This is a genomic window from Agrobacterium sp. CG674 (assembly GCF_053521645.1).
This window is the reverse complement of record NZ_JBNWDZ010000007.1, coordinates 109879-127046: the sequence shown is the minus strand read 5'-3', so window position 1 is coordinate 127046 and position 17168 is coordinate 109879. Positions and strand designations below refer to the sequence as shown.

Genomic DNA, 17168 nt, shown 5'->3' with positions numbered 1-17168 from the left:
ACGCATTTTTTCCGTGAATTCAACGGAGCAATGCTCATGATCTCATGCGCTGTGGAGATATCTTACGTTAACGTGAACGTAAATATCAATCCTCGTCTCAATCTTCATGGATTACCTTCGCAACGTCGTCCCGTTTGCGACACGATATAGACCTAGGGCCGCTTAATTACATGCTCGACAGCGCGGGGCGTGACAATTTTGCGGTCGAACAGCGGAACGTCAGGCCTGCGCAGAAAAAGTACGAGAACAGCGCCCGCCAGAATGCCACCCACATGCGCGCCCCAGGACACCTGCTCCTGCAAGCCGAAGGCCAGCATGAAGAATTGCTGGCCGGTCCAAAGCGCAAGCGGAATGTATGCGGGCAGGGGAATCGGAATGCGCATGAACACCAAAATCCACACACGCACCTTGGGGTGCAGCAAAAGATAGGCGGCGACAACGCCAGAGACCGCTCCTGAGGCACCAATCAGCGGACCTTGCGAAGAGGGTGAAACAACTCCGTGGAACAGCGCGCCCGCAGCCGCGCAGGCAAGGTAAAAGACCAGAAAGCGAAAATGGCCCAGCGCGTCTTCCACATTATCCCCAAAGACCCAGAGGAAAAGCATGTTGGAGGCCAGATGCCAGAAGCTCAAATGCATGAAAGCATAGGTGACGGCCGTCATCTGATCTGGAATGATTTGAAGTGCGGGATCGAGTTGCGCGCCGTCAAAAATCACAGCGGGAATGAAACCGAACCCCAGGATCGCAGCGTTCCCGTCCTGGATGCTGGCAAATACACCTACCAGCACCCAGACGAGCGCGTTTGCTGCAATCAGCGACAGGGTTACCCACTGCAATTTGATATGCTTGAGCGAATTCGCATCGTGCAATGGAATGAACATGCGAATAGGCCCCGTCGTGGATCAGCGGTTCTTGCCCGGAACCCACAATATGTCAGGCACATCCGAATTGGTCGCGTTATTGGCATATCGCGCCGCAACGAACAGAAAGTCGGAGAGCCGGTTGATGTATTTCAGCGCGGCAGGGCTGACGACCTCACCATCCATCCGTGAAAGCTCCACCATCTGGCGCTCTGCGCGTCTCGACATGGTGCGGGCAAGATGCAGGTAGGCCGCTGCTGGCGTGCCGCCGGGCAGAACGAAAGATTTGAGCGGCGAAAGATCCGCATTCAATGCATCGATCTCATTTTCCAGACGCGTGACCTGCGTTTCTACGGCTCGCAAAGGCTCATAGGAAAGAACCTCACCGGTTTCCGGTGTTGCGAGGTCAGCACCGAGATCAAACAGATCGTTCTGAATGCGAAACAGCATGTCATGAAGTTCAGGCAGGCCTGATGTGTGGAGGCGCGCAACGCCGATGGCAGAATTCGTCTCGTCCACGGTGCCGTAGCTTTCAACGCGCATGTCATATTTTGTGCGTCTCGGACCGGAAACCAGAGCCGTCGTGCCGTCATCACCGGTGCGGGTGTAGATTTTGTTCAGCTTGACCATGTTTTACTCCTGCGATCTTATCGTCCGCCGCCTGTCAGCCACAGCACGAACATGATCAGTATGATGGCAATCGCCTGCAACAGCAGTCGCAACTGCATAAGCTTGTTGGATTTGTTGGCATCGGTACCTTTGAGCATGTTGAACAGCCCGCGTATCAACACAAGCACAACCAGACCCATCACGATGACTGCAAGAACCGTTGCGAAACTGGACATGCTCTACCTTCCCGAAAATGCCACCTGTGCCTATTACGTGCGTTGTAGCTGATTGGATTACGCGAATGCTAGTCGAACTTGCGCAGCAGACGGTAAAACAATCCGGCAGGCAAAAGCCGTTTCAGGATCATGGCTTGCTTGGCTGGTGTGGTGACCAGATAGTGCGGCTTGGGGTTGGTCGCAGTCAAAGCATGTTTCAGTTGGCTGTACACGGCATCCGGTCCAAGCTTGTGCTTGTTCGGCGGCCCGCTGCCATCCAGCCGCGCGAGTTGTCGCTTGTATTCCTCGGCGTGGGCAGAATTTTCGAGATCGATATTGCCTCTGATATGGGCCAGCGCCGTTGCCGTGAATTTCGAGGCAATGGGGCCCGGTTCGATCAGGCTGACATGAATGCCGCTGCCTTGCAGTTCCATGCGCAATGTCACGCCCAAGCCCTCAAGCGCAAATTTCGACGCCGTATAGGCACCGCGAAAACGGTAGGGTACGAGACCGAGAATGGACGAGCAATGAACGATACGGCCCATCTTGCGCTGGCGCATGAAGGGAATGACCCGGCATGTCAGGTCGTGCCAACCAAAGACATTGGTTTCAAACTGCTGGCGCAGCACATCGACCGATAAATCCTCGACAGCACCCGGTTGGCCATAGGCTCCGTTGTTGAACAGCGCGTCGATCCTCCCGCCGGTCTTTGCAACTACCTCGTCGACCAATGCGGCAATGGTTTCCGGCTTTGTATAGTCCATCAGCACGGTTTCGATGCCCTGCTGCTCAAGCGCTCGCGCATCTTCCCGCCGCCGCACGGTGGCAAAAACCCGCCAGCCATCATGGTGAAGCGCTTGCGCGCAAAATGCACCAATCCCAGATGAGCAGCCGGTGATGATGATGACCGGTTTTTCAGTCATGGAAGGTCTTTCCTCAGAACGAACATCGTATAAAGCTTAAGTAATATCTGCGGGCAAAATTCAGTAGTGCGCAATTCTTTTTCGGAATCTTTGGAACCGCCGCACGGTTTCACGCGCTGTACAAGCGATGCTTGCCTTCCCATATATTGCCGTGGGTTACAATTGAAATGTCGATTTAGGAGGTGACATGGTCGCCGCATTGGACATCGTCCGTAAGGTCGCCTGGGACGCCTATATCCACTTCGCAGAGGACGACGGCTGGGCAATGGCGAGCCATGTGGCACTTTCCATCCTCCTCGCCTTGTTTCCCTTTCTGATCTTCGGAACGGCGCTGGCCAGTTTTCTGGGTGCCGATCAGTTTGCCGAAACGGCAGTGCATATCATTTTCGATACCTGGCCGGAGGCGATTGCAGCCCCTCTTGCCGCACAAGTACAACAGGTCCTGACCATCCCGCGTGGTGGATTGCTGACGATTTCTGTGCTGGCAGCCGCCTATTTTGCATCCAACGGCGTAGAGGCCATCCGAATCTCGCTCAATCGCGCCTACCGGGTCAGCGAGACCCGCTGGTGGTACGTTACGCGTCTGCTCAGCCTGTTCTATGTCGTCATTGCCGTGACCATATTCGCCGTTATCAGCATTGTTCTCGTTGCGGTTCCGGTCGCGCTGTCTTTCGCCGAAACCCGCTTTCCGCTTTTGAAAGACTTTCTGGAAACGGTTTCGAATCTTGGGCTTTACGGTACCATCATCGTGCTGGCTGTCGGGCTGGCGGCTGCGCATTTGTGGCTTCCAGCGGGAAGACGGCGGATATGGGATGTGTTGCCAGGCATTGTGTTGACGCTGCTCTTTTGGGTCATCGGTGCAGCCATATTCGCCTATTATCTGGCCACCTTCGCCAATTACGCCGCGACCTATGCCGGTCTGGCATCGGTCATGATCGTGCTGGTCTTTCTCTACATGGTCGGTGTCATCTTCATGCTGGGGGCCGAAGTTAACGCCGCTTTGATGAAGTACCGCGTCCGCCACATCATCAAGGCGGGTTACCACAGCGGCAGCCTGAGAGAGGCATTAGATGCTGAGGAGGCTGCGGATATCTGACGGCCGCAGGCCGCGATCCCGAAGCGCGCTCAGCGCGGTGCTAGCAATGCTCTTGGAAAGCTTCTTGCCCTCATCATCAAGGATGAGGCGGTGATGATGGTAGCGAGGTGCCGGCAGTGAAAGCAATTCCTGCAGCAACCGGTGAACGGATGTTGCATGGTATAAATCAATGCCGCGAACCACGTGGGAAACACCCTGCAACGCATCATCCAGCACGACAGAGAGATGATAGCTTGACGGTGCATCCGAGCGAGAGAGCACGACGTCGCCCCAGGAAGCCGGTTGAGCTTGGACAGTCATCTTCGTTCTGGTGCCGTTTTCCTCCCAGGCGATTGAATACTGGAGCGTCGATACCGCCTTCTCCATGTCGAGCCGCCAGGCGTGTTTGACCCCTGAAGACAGAAGGCTTGCGACGTTTGCGGGTGATCTTTGCTTATCCAGCGGTGGATATAAGGGCGCCCCGTCGGGATCGCGTGGCCACGTTTTTCCATCGGCCTGATAGCTCGCCACAAAGGCTTTCGTTTCCTGGCGGCTCATGAAAGAGGGATAGGCCAGTCCCGCCTCGATCAAATGTTCCAGCCCTTTTTTGTAATGCTCGAAATGTTGCGATTGCCTGCGCACAGGCATTTCCCATCCAAGACCAAGCCATTCAAGGTCCTTATAGATCTCTTGTTCAAATTCAGCCGTGCAGCGTGTCAGATCAATGTCCTCGATCCGCAGCAAAAACCGCCCGCCTGTGGCGTTTGCCATCTCGTGATTGAGGATCGCAGAAAACGCATGGCCAAGGTGAAGCCGCCCGTTGGGGCTGGGGGCGAAGCGAAAAACCGGCTTTTGACCTGAAAGCAAAGACATGGTTTCTTCTGCCATGGTTTCTGGTGCTTCGCCAAGATGAAGTCCTATGTGGTGAGCCGCCTTGGTCAACATCATTCGAAATGCTGATGATATCGAAGAGGGGATTGGCGGCCCTTTTGAAAATAGATCCCCGCCTAGAGAGCGTCGCTGCGATAGCGAGGCCGTTGCCATTGCGGTTGAGCGAACCAGGATTTTCCGGTCTGGCACACATCATCGTCTCGCAGGTCGTCTCCCGCGCCAGCGCGGATGCCATATGGCGCCGGATGTTGGACGAGATGAAGGTGGTGAGCGCGGAGAATTACCTTGCGGCAGTAACAGGCATCGAGCCGCAATTCGGGCTCTCACGGGCGAAAGCGAAAACCTTGCATGGCGTAGCCAGCGCCATAGCCAGCGGTTCACTGGATCTTGGCAGGCTGAATGGTCTGGATGAGGCGGAAGCGCTTCGTCTGCTCACTGCGCTTAATGGCATCGGCCCGTGGACGGCTCAGGTCTATCTGATGTTTTGTGGCGGCCATGCCGATATCTTTCCATCCGGCGATGTTGCGTTACAGGCTGCGGTTGCTGGAGCGTTTCAGATGGATGCCCGCCCCAGCCCTAAAGTGCTGGCAGAAATCGCGATGCGCTGGTCGCCCTACAGGTCCATAGCTGCCCGGCTTTTCTGGGCCTACTACGCATCCAAGACGCGCCGAGAAGCGGTTCCAATCGCCTGAAATAAGCCTTTCTTTGAGAGCTTCATTTATGGGCTTCACAATCCTGTAACAACAGACCTAATATACAAGATGTAGATGCAGAATCGGTCAGGAGACGCCCTTGACGATTGCCGTTTCACCACAGGCTTTGCCTGCGCTCGTGTTGAACGCAGACTACCGGCCACTGAGTTATTACCCCTTGTCGTTGTGGTCCTGGCAGGACGCGATCAAGGCCGTTTTTCTTGACCGCGTGAACATCATTGCAGAATATGATCACTCGGTATGTTCACCAAGCTTCTCCATGCGGTTGCCGAGTGTCGTCAGCCTCAAGACCTATGTGCAGCCCACACGAAATCCCGCATTCACACGTTTCAACGTGTTTCTGCGGGATAAATTCGAGTGCCAATATTGTGGATCGCATGATGATCTGACGTTCGATCACGTCATTCCTCGCGCGCATGGTGGCGAGACTACCTGGCAAAACGTTGTTGCGGCCTGCTCGCCCTGCAATCTCAAAAAAGGCAGCAAGCTGCCCAAGATTGCAGGCATGATACCGCATCAGAAGCCATACCAGCCAACGGTGCAGGACCTGCACAATAATGGCCGGTCATTCCCGCCCAACTACCTGCACGAAAGCTGGGTGGATTATCTCTATTGGGATACCGAATTGCAGCCGTGATCGGCTTAAGCAGCCTTGCGGGTCGCGCCGAAGAAGGCGATGCCCGCAAGCACAGCGCTTGCAATCACGTTCCAACCGGCAAAGGAAAGTCCAAGCACCCGAAGCGCCGCGTCATTGCATGATGGTGGTTTGACAGCGTTGAGGTCGCTCAGCAAGCTGCCGGCATTGGTGGTGATCGATGGCGCCCCGGTGGCGCAGGTAATCGGCCCCGCCCAGAAGCCCCATTCCACGCCCGAATGATAAACACCAAGTCCTGCACCAATCACCATGGCAATGCCAACGAGGATGAGTGCCGCGCGCATGATCCAGACAGGCATTTTGAACAGACTGGCCGCAATGGCCAAAATGCCGACTGGAATGGCGTAATAATAGGGATCTCGCTGCAAAAGGCAGAGCGCACAGGGCGTGTAGCCGCCAATATGCTGAAAGCCGAGCGCCGATCCCACGGTAAAGATCATCCCCGCTGTCACCGCAATCGCAGACATACTGCGGTTTCTCTCAGGTGAGACTGAACGTGCCATGATCTTTTCCTCAATATTCGACGCGAGATTTAAAAGCACCTGATCAGGTGGAAAACAAGGCGGGAAACGGTATTTTCGATTCACCCATTAAAGCCTCTATTGGACTCTTACCCCGCTTGCAAACCAGCCGTGGCCGAAACCTCCCAACAAAGTTTCGCCAAACCAAGATTTTCGGAAAAATCTGTTGACCTGACACCATCGGTTCGTATAGTCCCGCCGCATACCAAGGAATGAGATTTCCAAAGTTGCCCCTTTGGCGGAATTGGTAGACGCGCCTGACTCAAAATCAGGTTCCGCGAGGAGTGCTGGTTCGATTCCGGCAAGGGGCACCACTAACCTACCATCACCATTGAATTCATTCGGCTTTCATGCCGTTTGTCTCATCATTCGGTAACCCCTCAGGCTGTGAGACATTTTCTGTGCTCTTTTGTTCCGGCATGACCTTCTCAACGGCGTTTGTTGCGATCCGTCTTCGGTTAGCATTCTTGGTGTAAGTCGTGGTCTGTGCCTTCGTCACCTATCCATAGATGGCCATAAGCTCTTCGTCGGTCGCGCCATTCTCAGCCGCGATTGAAGCACCTGCCTTTCGCAGGCCGTGGGTTGAGCAATGGAACAGTTGCGCCTGATCGCACCAGTCCCTCATCTTGTTGCCAAGACCGTTGACTGTGAAGGGCTTGTTGAAGTCCGTTATGAGGAACGTCATGTTCCCGGTAGGGCTCTCATCAATTGTTTTCTGAAGTGCGGGAAGCACGGGTAGCTCCACAAGAACGCCCCTCGATTTCCGGGTTTTGCCTGGGCGAATTGAAAGCCATCCGTTCTTCATGTGCTGGCGGCCGACCATAGCGAGTTCCGCTAACCGCAAGTTTGGCAGTGTCTTTGACAGTTCGCGGGCAAGACGCTCCACGCGTTCCACCGGCAGTTCCAGTTCCTGCTCTTCAAAGAAAGCGATTGCAGCGGCGACAGCAACTTTGCAATGATCGAAGTTGTGAATTCCTCATTTTCTTTTGCAGCGAGCCGCAGTGCTTCCATCATACCTTCGTGAGATGAGAGGGTGGGGCACTCACAAAATCATCGGCGGCAATCAGTATGGAGTTGGCGCGCACCATCTTACTATAGGACAAAACGGCATCACCATATCAACGGCAATGACAGAGCAGCAAGAAACCATTCTCGAGCGTTTGATCGAGGCTTTCGAAACAGACATCGCGTTGCCGGTGCGCGTCAGTCCACAATTCTTCGGCAGCTCAATGCCGGATTACATCCACACGCCGGCAGAGAACTTCGCCATGGCGCGGGAAGACACTGCCGGTGGGCGCCGCTGGAAGAAGGATATGGAAGCTGAGGAGCGCCGCCGCACCATGCGCCGCGCCAAGTGTTCGCGAGAACGCATTAGCCGGATGGAAGAGGCCTTTGACTGGATCCGGAAATACATCTGGGATGAAGATGCCCGCCAGGTTCTGCTTGCATATGCCGAGGTAAAGCCCGCGGATGGGAGTGGAGCCGCTACATCAATACGCGAAACCGGAAAGACCCGAAGAAGAGCAGCATGGGTTAAACGAACCGTTCAGCGCTGGAAGTTCGGTCTTTGCAGATAATTGAGGTCCACGTTCGCCAGAGCGGAACAATCTGGCCTCTTGAGGGAGGTTTGCAGGTGTCCCACGAGAGGGCAAAACACACGGGCAAATCGATACATCCGGTTTGCGTTCGTGGACAGCACCTGAAAAGGAGCCCGCCGATTCGCGGATGTAAAGCCGGGGTCCACGAAGGTAGTTTTATTTTTTGGGGTGAACCATATTGCTTCGTTGAAAGCAATGTATCAAGATGGCTGTCAGGAGATGATCGGGTACCAGCCCAACCATCTCCATACGCGGTTGCAGTCAAGCTGCTTAGCCGTACCAAGGCCGAGGAACGACACCAAGTGTTTGTGAGACACATCGTTTTCTCGGCCTTTGAACATTACGCCCTGCTTTTGTTTTGATCGCAACAGAGATTTTCGCTTAGCTTTGCGTTTGCGGATTGACCACGTGTCCGTATGTTGCATCGTCAAAAGAGCTGTTTGGAGTATCTCTAATGAATCAATGACATTCTATTTCATGACTTTTTGCCAGCCAATGTTGACCCCAAAATAAAATTTCTTTTGACACATATTTCGAAAGCCCGGGACGTACTAGTCCGCTGATTTTGCAGAAGGAACGGCCGAAATTTCCCAGTGATGACTCGGCGGTATTCGAAAAAGTCGATCAGTTCGCATGATGACGCGGTAATTCGCCACGGCCGTCCTCCCCGAAAGGGTGTAGAGTAATCCGAGTGGTTGGCGCTGGGCATGCGATTACATCAGGCGGAAGCCTTTGAGGGGGGCAATGGAAGTCTAGGCTTCTAACGCCCGGTCCTCATGAAATCAGGAAGGCCTCGAAAGAGGTGAGGTGCTAGGGCGTCAGATGGGCCTAGCAGGCGTGCCGGAAGCGCGGGATGGGCGGTCAACCTTGCGACAGCGATTAGGGACGCAGGATCAACACGCGGGAGGCATGAACTTCCTGAATGATATTCGCGGGCTTCTTCGAGGTGAGGCAACAGCCTTCCAAGCTGCCAAGGTGGGTTCGCCTCCCACAGCCCGCTCCAGTTCAACAGCCCCGCCCGTAACAAGGTGGGGTTTTCGTTTATGGAAATTAGAGATGCGCAACGTTCAGCGGGGCCATGAGTCGAAGGGCTACTTCATCCCCGCTGCTTTTAGCGCTTCCGACGCATCTTTGACGTCGACAAGAAATAAAGCGGTTTTAGTGTCAAGTAGTCCAGCCGCCAGTTCGGGTCTGGATGCTATGGTGGAAATAGCAACCCTTTCAGCGGCAGCCTGGTGGATTTTCCGCATGGTCGTAGTGCCGGTTTCTAGGGCCACATAGGCACTTCTGCTTAAGCCAATATGCCTTGCCATTTCCAGCTGCGTGAGCTTGATTGCCTTGCGAAGTGTCACAAGTTCTTTTGCGCCCATAACTGTTGAGAAATCGATATCGTCGCTCATGAACCTTTGCCTTTGTGATGATATGATCTTGGGAACCGGAGAGGTTGCAGCCCTGCGGCCCCCAGTTAGCGGCAAATGAACGGATGGCGCAAGGCTTCGCCAGAGGGCTGCCGGACGGTTACCAATAGCGGGTATGCGTGCCGCCGCCCGATCAAATGAACAGAACGAACGCAGACAGAAATAGAAGCGATAGGCTGCAAGCGATGCTAGGAGTGCTCATCATGTGCTTTCCTCCGATAGAGCGTTGGTGACGGCTTCAACGGCGCTTCGACCATTCGGTTGCTGCTGCACTGCGTCAATTCGGCGGTGTGCCCACACAGCATAGTACACGCGATCAGTACATTGCCTTCCAGGAGGCAGGGTGTTTAGCGTGTGAGAGCGTACACAACGGCCTCAATGTCTTCGTTGACCGTGAATTCAAGCCCGTGGGCGTTAACACTGGGCGCTCTCATGAAGATCTTCGTCTTCTCACCGGCTTTGGACACTGCCGCAACGGCCTCTGGGTTGATCGAGACCGGAGACGCCGATTCTGCGGACTGCGTAAAGCTCACTAGCTTGACCATTCCATTTCCTCCCAAGGGTTGACCCATGCCAGTGATGAAGAATGCACAGGACGAGGCTGGAGCACAATGGCCAAGCTGAGGAGCCTTAAGCCCCAGATATCCATGATTAAGCCGCTCATTGGCAGATTAGTAGGGGGACGAGAAGGCAAGGCTTCGGCGGCGTAATCAAGAGATAGAGTGGCGCCAATGGTACGGCACCGAGCGCTGGAAGCAGATGCGCAAACGAATCTGGGCCCGAGACGCTGGAGTGCACCCCATTTCACCGGACAGGTCGGCTAGGTTGATTTAGCTCTGATGAACTGCCGAGGGGAAGCCATCTTGAGCGCGGAATGGGGATGGATTTCGTTGTAGTCCTTGATCCATCCGTCGATGAGCTGGAGCGCTGTTTGGGCGTCCGGAACTTGGATATGCGGATATAGTCGCGCTTCAACGGTTTGACGAAAGCTTCCGACATGCCGTTCGACTGCGGGCTGGCGACCGGCGTGAAGCACGGTATGAGATTGAGTGCCTGGGCAAATATCCTCGTGTCCCGCGTTGTGTAAGCCAAACCAATGTCCGAGAGGTGCTCGATAGCCTTGGGGGCTCGGGTTGCGCGGAAGCGTTTCTCGACTGCCTCCAACATTAGCGCAGGTTAGAGCGCATGACCATGACCTTGCCATCATGGATGCGGCCTTTGCGAACGGCCGTATGTTTCTGCAGCAGCATGGCATGGTTGCCCATGATGCGATGAACCCGTTTGGCGTTGACGACAGGCTGATCGGCGGCTCGCCTTTCACGATTGAGGAGCGCGGCGATCCGCCGATAGCCATAGGTTGGCCTTTGATCCACCAGCCTGCGAATGGCGGGCAGAAGCTCTGCATCCTCGGCCTTGTTATAAGGTCCGCGTGGCTTTGATCTGCCTTTCAACCGCTCGACAAGGTTCGAGCGAGAGACGCCCAGCGTGTCTGCGACGGTCTTCATCGGGAACCATCCTTCGGCAACAAGATCGGCCGCGATATCCGTTTTTTTTAGTCCGCTTTGGAAAGGGCTTCGCGGAGGATTTCGACCTCCATCGTCTTGCGACCGAGCATGCGCTCCAGCTCCCGAACACGATCCTCCAGTTTCTTCACTTCAGAATTCCCGACAACCGGCTCGTCAGAATCCACGGCTGCAGCACCTCCCTCACTCAAAAGCCTGCACCACCGATAAAGCAGATTGGGCGCAACACCATGGCGGCGAGCGGTCGATGATACCGTCTCGCCTGGTTCAAAACTCTGCTCAATAATTGTCAGCTTCTGCTCGGTTGTCCACCGCCTGCGGCGCACATCTCCCGTCAGCAATTCAACGTGTCGATACTCGTCAGACATAAGCCTATACCCAAGCCTGTGCTTGAGCCTTTCTGCTTATGCCGACTTTCCGGTCGAAACGGGGTGCAGTTCACTTGCCCACGCGACGATATGTGTTTGAAAAGAAAACACCCGCCCGGAGTTTATTCCAAAGTTCAGTAGAGTCTTGAGAAGCAACATAGTTCTGTTCACAGAACAGCCTATGCTTTTGTCCGATGATTTCACTGCGCTCGTAGCCCATTACTTTGCAGAACGCGGAGTTGGCTTCGACGACTACCCCTTCGGGGTCGAACTCGATCATTCCGACAGAACGCTCCAGCGCTCTCAGAATGTTCTCATTGTGAAGTGCCGCGATTTTGGTGGCGGTAATGTCTGCAGCGATCTTGACAACGCCGACCACTTTGCCGTTCTCGACGATCGGATCATCGGATGCCTCGATCCAGACATCATCACCGTTTTTTGAAATGCGGCGGAACTGGCCGCGATTGTACTTTCCGGCTGCAAGGCGACGCCAAAAGGAAACATATTCATTAGAGTCTTTGATTGCTGCCTAAACAAACAACCGATGATGCTGAACGATTTCTTTGAGGTCATATCCGAGCGTCTTGCAAATATTGGCGTTAGCGCCGCGTATAACTCCCTCTGGAGTGAACCAAATCACTGAATGTGACTGTGATATAGCATTATAGTGCGAGACTGCTGAGCGGTCAGAAGAAGCAAACCCAAAGATGTTCATTACTCAGGCGTTGTTTATAAATGATAATATCTTAAGGTTGTTAATAATCAATTTTCAGCGTCACAGACCTCGAGTACGCCTTTAGTATAAGACCGTTTGTTGGGGCTATCCATCGCTAATGTGCTTGGTCATTGTCGGTGTCCACTTGGAAATATTTCAGTGATCATCCGCTTCTGTTGTAATGTGGGGAGAGTGAAAAACCCGTCGCTTTTCCCTCTGAAAGTAGCGTTTATTGCTCACTTTATCAGCAAAAACACCGTCATTCCCGAGGCAATTGCCCAGGCAAAAAGCGTCTTCTAAAAAGAGCGCTACGCCTATGAAAAGAGGCTTTACAAATGATATAAAGTGATAACAATAGAAATAATAAAGCGATGCCTTTGCTGAGGAAGCGACCTGTGTTTCGGTCGTGTGAAGGGTCGTCATGCACTGGAGGTCGTCATGGAAATGTCATCGCTTACCGCGCGTCAGATTTACGAGAACGCCAAGCGAAATCCCACTCGCAGGCGTTTTGGATTCGGTCGCAAGCCAATGCTGATCAACATAGATTTGCAGTGTGCCTACACCTCGTTGGGCGAGTTCGTATCCGCTTATGAAACGGATCCTCGGCAGCTCGAATACGTCAACACGCTGTCAAATCTTGCCCGCAGTAATGGCCTTCCGGTGACGTGGACCTATGTGGCTTACATGGAATCGGGTGAGGACTGTGGTGTGTGGGGTACGCGAACCAACACGCCGGACTCGCTACAAAACATCAAGGTCGGTTCGCGCAGGGCCGAGTTCGATCCGCGCTTGGAAATTGATCATGTCAAAGACATTGTCATGAACAAGCGCATGGCATCGCCATTTCACGAGACCAATCTCCAGTCGCTGATGGTCTGGCACCAGTGCGATACGGTTGTCTTGACCGGTGGTTCGACATCGGGCTGTGTTCGCGCCTGCGTGGTGGATGCAATCTCGCGCGGCTACCGCGTCATCGTTCCCGAGGAGTGTGTGGCGGACAAGCATGAGAGCCCGCATTTCGCCAATCTATACGATATCTCGGTCAAGTATGGCGATGTGATCCCCGTTGCGGATGCCATTGCCTGGTACGAGGCCTATCAGCCGGAGGTTCGCTGAGATGGCCGCTGAAGATGCCGCGATGAAGTCTGATCTGGGGCTGTACGATTACCTGCCCTGGCCCAACCGCCCCAAGATCGTCTGGCCCGGCAACAAGAAGATCGCCGTCTGGATTGCACCGAATATCGAGTTTTACGAATACAATCCGCCCAACAATCCAACCCGCACACCGTGGGCGCGGCCAAACCCAGATGTTCTGCAATATTCCCATCGTGATTATGGCAATCGCGCCGGTTGGCAACGAATGATGGCGGCGATGGACAAAGCCGGTTTTCGCGGGTCTATCTCTCTGAATGTCGCCCTGTGCGATCACCATCCTGAGATCATTAAGGCCTGTGCGGATCGCGGATGGGAGTTCTTTTCTCACGGCATCTACAATACGCGTTATGTCTATAATCTCGACATCGAGCAGGAGCGCGCCATCATCCGCGATGCTTTTGACACGGTGCGCAAACACACGGGTCAGGAACTGGCTGGTTGGCTCTCGCCGGCGCTGTCCAACAATTTCTGGACGATGGATATTCTGTCTGAAGCGGGCATCCAATACACCTGCGACATGTTCCACGATGACCAGCCGATGCCGGTCAAGGTCAACACAGGTAAGCTCATCTCCATGCCGTACTCGCTCGAGATGAACGACGTCATCGTTTATAACAGCCAGAAGGTCACGCCGCGGCATTACGGCGAAATCATCAAGCGGCAGTTTGATCAGTTGTACAAAGAAGGCGATGAAAGCGGCACCGTTATGTGCATTCCGCTGCATCCCTATCTCGTCGGGCAACCGCATCGCATCGACGCTTTTGCAGAAGCCATCGAATACATCGCGGGGCACGACGGCGTGTGGCAGACGACTGGCCGCGAAATCGCCGCTGCCTATCACGCCACCGGCGCTTATGACGCCATGAGTGCCGCGATGGCGACCCACAATTCCGGGAAGGGTGCGCGCTGATGTCTATGCCTGAAGACTATCTCAACTATCCCGCCCGTCGTTACGGCATGGACCATGACCGCTATGAGTGGAGCGATTTGTTCTCTCGCAAGCCGATTGCCTGGCCAGATGACGCGCGCATTGCGCTGTCCATCGTCACCCATGTCCAGCATTTCCCGCTTGATATGCCGTCCAAGCCATTCAAGGCGCCGGGCGCTCTATCCATGCCTTACCCGGATTTTCGCTACTACACGAACCGCGATTATGGCAATCGCATCGGCATTTTCCGTGTCCTCAAGCTTCTTGCCGAGAAAGAGCTTGAAACCAGCTTCGCGATCAATGGCGTAATTACTGCGCGGTATCCGGCGCTGATCGACGCTGTTGTCAGAGGCGGGCATGAAATCATTGCCCACGGTCTGGATATGGGCAAAGTGCATCACTCCGGGCTGGGTGAAGACGAAGAAAACGCCATCATTGCCGAGGCTCTGACGCTGCTTCGCGAAGCAAGCGGGCAGAAGGTCGAGGGCTGGCTCTCGCCTGGTCGCGCGGAGGGTTTTAATACCCCTGATCTGCTGGCCAAGAACGGCGTTGCCTACAGCCTTGATTGGGCGAATGACGACCTTCCTTACGAGATGCAAACGCGCAACGGTTCATTGCTGGCCATGCCAATGGCTTACGAGACGGATGACCGTGTGGTTGCAGACGAGTATTTCCACTCGGAAGCGGAATGGGTGCAGCAGGTCAAGGACCGCTTCGACGTTCTCTACCGCGAAAGTGCGCAATATGGCGGTCGCGTCATGAGCCTACCGCTACACAGTTGGGTTTCGGGCATGCCGTATCGCGTTGAGTATCTGCGCGAGGCGCTGGATTACATTCTGTCACATGAAGGTGTGTGGAATGCACCCGCAGGTGACATTTGTGCGGCATTCCGCGCCGCTGGCTAAAGCCAAACGTCGAACTGATAACAGAAAGACAACGTCATGGCGCAAGCTTTTGCACCGCGCACAATGTTGGGCAAGATTTGGGATGAGCATGAAATATTGCGCCATCCAGCAGGCCCGTCGCTGCTCTATATTGATCGGGACATGATCCACGAAGGCAGCTTCCATGCCTTTGCGGATCTGAAGCGACGCAGCCTTAAGCCACGGCGACCGCAACAGATTTTCGGTGTGGCCGATCATTACGTGCCGACGCTTGGTCGTACGTCGAGCGATGCGGCAAGTCCTGCCATCGCCCACATGATTGATACTTTCGATGAAAACATGGAATGGGGCGGCATGCGCCATTTCGGTCTGTCCAGCCGTGAGCAGGGTATCGTCCATGTGGTGGCACCGGAACAGGGTATCACGCTGCCGGGGCTGACAATCGTTTGTTCGGACAGTCATACGTCGACGCAGGGCGCGCTAGGCGCGATAGCGTTCGGTATTGGCCAATCCGAAAATGCCCATGTTCTGGCAACCCAGACGCTATGGCAGTCTCGCCCCAAGACTATGCGGGTCGTGATTGATGGTGTGCTGGGGCAGGGCGTGACTGCCAAGGATGTCATGCTGGCGTTGATTGCGAAAATCGGGGCAGCCGGTGCCGGTGGTCATGCCATTGAATTTTCAGGCCAGGTGGTGCGCGATCTTTCTATCGAAGCGCGGCTGACGCTGTGCAATATGTCGATTGAAGCCGCAGCCCGCTTCGGGATGGTAGCAGCCGATGAAACGACCTTCACCTATGTCAGAGGTCGCCATTTTGCACCATCGGAGCAGGAATGGGACGGTGCGGTTGCCCACTGGCGCACGCTCGCGAGCGATAATGACGCGTTCTTCGACGCGGAAGTGAGTATAGACGGTGCGGATATAGCGCCCATGGTAACATGGGGTACCAGCCCGGAAGATGCCATTTCCATCAACGGGCGCGTTCCCGATCCGGCAAGTTTCGAAAGCTCCGACAGGCGCAAAGCCGCGACGAAATCACTTGAATATATGGAGCTTGCCCCCGGCATCCCTTTGGAGGGCTTGAAGCTGGACAAGGTCTTCATCGGGTCCTGCACCAACAGCCGGATCGAAGATTTGCGGGCTGCTGCTTCCATACTTAAGGGCCGCAAGGCAATGATCCCTGCCATCGTCGTGCCAGGGTCGACACAGGTAAAGGAACAGGCGGAAGCCGAGGGCATTGCCCAGACGTTCCGCGAGGCGGGTTTCGAGTGGCGCGCGTCTGGCTGTTCCATGTGTGCGGCCATGAACGGTGATGTGGTTGGCCCCGGTGAGCGTTGCGCCTCCACCTCAAACCGCAATTTCGTCGGCCGTCAGGGCCCCGGCGCACGCACCCATCTAGTCAGCCCCGCTATGGCGGCCGCCGCTGCCATCAGCGGCTGTCTGACCGACGTCAGAAAAATGTGAGGGCGGTATGATGAGAGCATTCACACGCGAAACGTCCAAGGCAATCGCGATCCCCGGCGTCAACTGCGACACAGACCAGATTATTCCCGGACGCTTCCTCAAAGCTGATCGTGCGCAGGGCTACGGCCAGTTCCTGTTTCATGACATCCGTCGCGATGAGCAGGGGGAAATCGATCCGGCATTTCCGCTTAACAAGCCCGGTGCCGATGCCGCGACTATTATTCTCGTCGAGGACAATTTCGGCTGCGGTTCATCTCGCGAGGGTGCCGTATACGCTCTGGTGGATCATGGCATAAGGGCGCTTATTGGCCCTAGCTTCGGCGACATCTTCTTCAACAATGCTCTCAAAAACGGGTTGGTGCCAGTCCGTTTGGCTGCGGAACACTGTGAGGCGCTGGCGGATCATCTCGCTCGTTATCCTGAGGCTGAGGTCACAGTTGATCTGGAGGCTGCAGAGCTTGTCTTGCCGGGTAATCTCGGCATTCACCCCATTGCCATCGATCCCTTCGCTCGGGACTGTATTTTACGCGGCCTTGATGAGATCGAGATGACATTCACTTTCATGGAGCAGATCACCGCCTTCGAAACGGATCGAATGGCGTCGCATTCCTGGCTGGGCCGTTGACGGGCGGACCAGCGAGTTTCTTTAGCCG

21 protein-coding genes, 2 tRNA genes and 1 pseudogene are annotated in these 17168 nt (G+C 54.9%); 11 read left to right on the top strand and 13 right to left on the bottom strand.

The features are described 5' to 3' along the window. Positions 1-152 precede the first annotated feature (152 nt). The 4 genes from ACQZ51_RS18360 to ACQZ51_RS18345 all read right to left on the bottom strand — a co-directional run bounded on the left by ACQZ51_RS18360 (position 153) and on the right by ACQZ51_RS18345 (position 2607). Positions 153-881 (bottom strand): rhomboid family intramembrane serine protease, encoded by a 729-nt coding sequence (locus tag ACQZ51_RS18360; RefSeq protein WP_448779405.1) that lies wholly within the window; start codon positions 879-881, stop codon positions 153-155. A gap of 21 nt (positions 882-902) precedes the next feature. Continuing rightward, positions 903-1490, bottom strand: a complete 588-nt coding sequence (locus tag ACQZ51_RS18355) for a cob(I)yrinic acid a,c-diamide adenosyltransferase (protein WP_448779403.1) — start codon at positions 1488-1490, stop codon at positions 903-905. A 17-nt stretch (positions 1491-1507) separates the two neighbouring features. Beyond that, entirely contained in the window at positions 1508-1705 is a 198-nt protein-coding gene (locus ACQZ51_RS18350; RefSeq protein ID WP_042619921.1) for a twin transmembrane helix small protein, read from the bottom strand. A 68-nt stretch (positions 1706-1773) separates the two neighbouring features. Further along, the gene (locus tag ACQZ51_RS18345) at positions 1774-2607 is read right to left on the bottom strand and encodes an SDR family oxidoreductase (protein WP_448779401.1); all 834 of its coding nucleotides are present in this window, start codon (positions 2605-2607) and stop codon (positions 1774-1776) included. A 187-nt stretch (positions 2608-2794) separates the two neighbouring features. Here ACQZ51_RS18345 and ACQZ51_RS18340 point away from each other — a divergent pair, with 187 nt between their 5' ends. Beyond that, complete coding sequence (locus ACQZ51_RS18340) at positions 2795-3703, top strand: YihY/virulence factor BrkB family protein (RefSeq protein WP_448779400.1); 909 nt, start codon at positions 2795-2797, stop codon at positions 3701-3703. On the opposite strand, the gene gluQRS is transcribed toward ACQZ51_RS18340, so the two are convergent. Then, the gene (gene gluQRS / locus ACQZ51_RS18335) at positions 3674-4570 is read right to left on the bottom strand and encodes a tRNA glutamyl-Q(34) synthetase GluQRS (protein WP_448779613.1); all 897 of its coding nucleotides are present in this window, start codon (positions 4568-4570) and stop codon (positions 3674-3676) included. The genes ACQZ51_RS18340 and gluQRS overlap by 30 nt on opposite strands. A 46-nt stretch (positions 4571-4616) precedes the next feature. Here gluQRS and ACQZ51_RS18330 point away from each other — a divergent pair. Next, a pseudogene (locus tag ACQZ51_RS18330) lies at positions 4617-5265 on the top strand (DNA-3-methyladenine glycosylase family protein). Between the two features lie 100 nt (positions 5266-5365). Next, complete coding sequence (locus ACQZ51_RS18325; RefSeq protein WP_042619917.1) at positions 5366-5923, top strand: HNH endonuclease; 558 nt, start codon at positions 5366-5368, stop codon at positions 5921-5923. A gap of 5 nt (positions 5924-5928) precedes the next feature. On the opposite strand, the gene ACQZ51_RS18320 is transcribed toward ACQZ51_RS18325, so the two are convergent. Next, positions 5929-6444, bottom strand: a complete 516-nt coding sequence (locus ACQZ51_RS18320; RefSeq protein ID WP_448779399.1) for a disulfide bond formation protein B — start codon at positions 6442-6444, stop codon at positions 5929-5931. 247 nt (positions 6445-6691) lie between these two features. Between ACQZ51_RS18320 and ACQZ51_RS18315 the strand changes: the two genes are divergently transcribed. Further along, positions 6692-6776 (top strand) — tRNA-Leu (locus ACQZ51_RS18315). Between the two features lie 185 nt (positions 6777-6961). Here ACQZ51_RS18315 and ACQZ51_RS18310 read toward each other — a convergent pair. Continuing rightward, on the bottom strand, positions 6962-7357 hold the full coding sequence (locus ACQZ51_RS18310) for a tyrosine-type recombinase/integrase (protein ID WP_448779398.1): 396 nt from the start codon (positions 7355-7357) through the stop codon (positions 6962-6964). 232 nt (positions 7358-7589) lie between these two features. Here ACQZ51_RS18310 and ACQZ51_RS18305 point away from each other — a divergent pair, with 232 nt between their 5' ends. After that, positions 7590-8039, top strand: a complete 450-nt coding sequence (locus ACQZ51_RS18305) for a hypothetical protein (RefSeq protein ID WP_448779397.1) — start codon at positions 7590-7592, stop codon at positions 8037-8039. A gap of 952 nt (positions 8040-8991) precedes the next feature. After that, positions 8992-9063 (top strand) — tRNA-Gly (locus ACQZ51_RS18300). 88 nt (positions 9064-9151) lie between these two features. Here ACQZ51_RS18300 and ACQZ51_RS18295 read toward each other — a convergent pair. From ACQZ51_RS18295 to ACQZ51_RS18270, 6 genes are all read right to left on the bottom strand, one after another. Further along, a complete protein-coding gene (locus ACQZ51_RS18295) occupies positions 9152-9460 on the bottom strand; it encodes a helix-turn-helix domain-containing protein (RefSeq protein ID WP_448779396.1) in 309 nt (102 codons plus the stop codon). Between the two features lie 365 nt (positions 9461-9825). Further along, entirely contained in the window at positions 9826-10023 is a 198-nt protein-coding gene (locus ACQZ51_RS18290; protein ID WP_448779395.1) for a hypothetical protein, read from the bottom strand. Between the two features lie 275 nt (positions 10024-10298). Further along, on the bottom strand, positions 10299-10682 hold the full coding sequence (locus ACQZ51_RS18285) for an integrase core domain-containing protein (protein WP_448779611.1): 384 nt from the start codon (positions 10680-10682) through the stop codon (positions 10299-10301). Further along, positions 10645-10983 carry an IS3 family transposase gene (locus ACQZ51_RS18280; RefSeq protein WP_448779394.1) on the bottom strand — a complete coding sequence of 113 codons (339 nt, stop codon included), beginning with the start codon at positions 10981-10983 and terminating at the stop codon, positions 10645-10647. Before ACQZ51_RS18280 ends, ACQZ51_RS18285 begins: the two co-directional genes overlap by 38 nt. A gap of 47 nt (positions 10984-11030) precedes the next feature. After that, positions 11031-11369, bottom strand: a complete 339-nt coding sequence (locus tag ACQZ51_RS18275; protein WP_448779393.1) for a transposase — start codon at positions 11367-11369, stop codon at positions 11031-11033. A 70-nt stretch (positions 11370-11439) separates the two neighbouring features. After that, on the bottom strand, positions 11440-11892 hold the full coding sequence (locus tag ACQZ51_RS18270; RefSeq protein ID WP_448779610.1) for a PAS domain-containing protein: 453 nt from the start codon (positions 11890-11892) through the stop codon (positions 11440-11442). 630 nt (positions 11893-12522) lie between these two features. Here ACQZ51_RS18270 and ACQZ51_RS18265 point away from each other — a divergent pair. Genes ACQZ51_RS18265 through leuD form a run of 5 tightly spaced genes read left to right on the top strand, consistent with a single transcriptional unit; the run spans position 12523 to position 17140 of the window. Beyond that, positions 12523-13200 (top strand): isochorismatase family protein, encoded by a 678-nt coding sequence (locus ACQZ51_RS18265; RefSeq protein WP_448779392.1) that lies wholly within the window; start codon positions 12523-12525, stop codon positions 13198-13200. A 1-nt stretch (position 13201) separates the two neighbouring features. Then, on the top strand, positions 13202-14149 hold the full coding sequence (locus tag ACQZ51_RS18260) for a polysaccharide deacetylase family protein (protein WP_448779391.1): 948 nt from the start codon (positions 13202-13204) through the stop codon (positions 14147-14149). Beyond that, positions 14149-15072 carry a polysaccharide deacetylase family protein gene (locus ACQZ51_RS18255; RefSeq protein WP_448779390.1) on the top strand — a complete coding sequence of 308 codons (924 nt, stop codon included), beginning with the start codon at positions 14149-14151 and terminating at the stop codon, positions 15070-15072. The genes ACQZ51_RS18260 and ACQZ51_RS18255 overlap by 1 nt, the downstream gene beginning before the upstream one ends. A 36-nt stretch (positions 15073-15108) precedes the next feature. Then, positions 15109-16515: a 3-isopropylmalate dehydratase large subunit gene (leuC, locus tag ACQZ51_RS18250; RefSeq protein ID WP_448779389.1), complete on the top strand. Its 1407-nt coding sequence runs from the start codon at positions 15109-15111 to the stop codon at positions 16513-16515. Positions 16516-16522: 7 nt separating this feature from the next. Beyond that, a complete protein-coding gene (gene leuD, locus ACQZ51_RS18245; RefSeq protein WP_448779387.1) occupies positions 16523-17140 on the top strand; it encodes a 3-isopropylmalate dehydratase small subunit in 618 nt (205 codons plus the stop codon). The last annotated feature ends 28 nt before the right edge of the window (positions 17141-17168 follow it).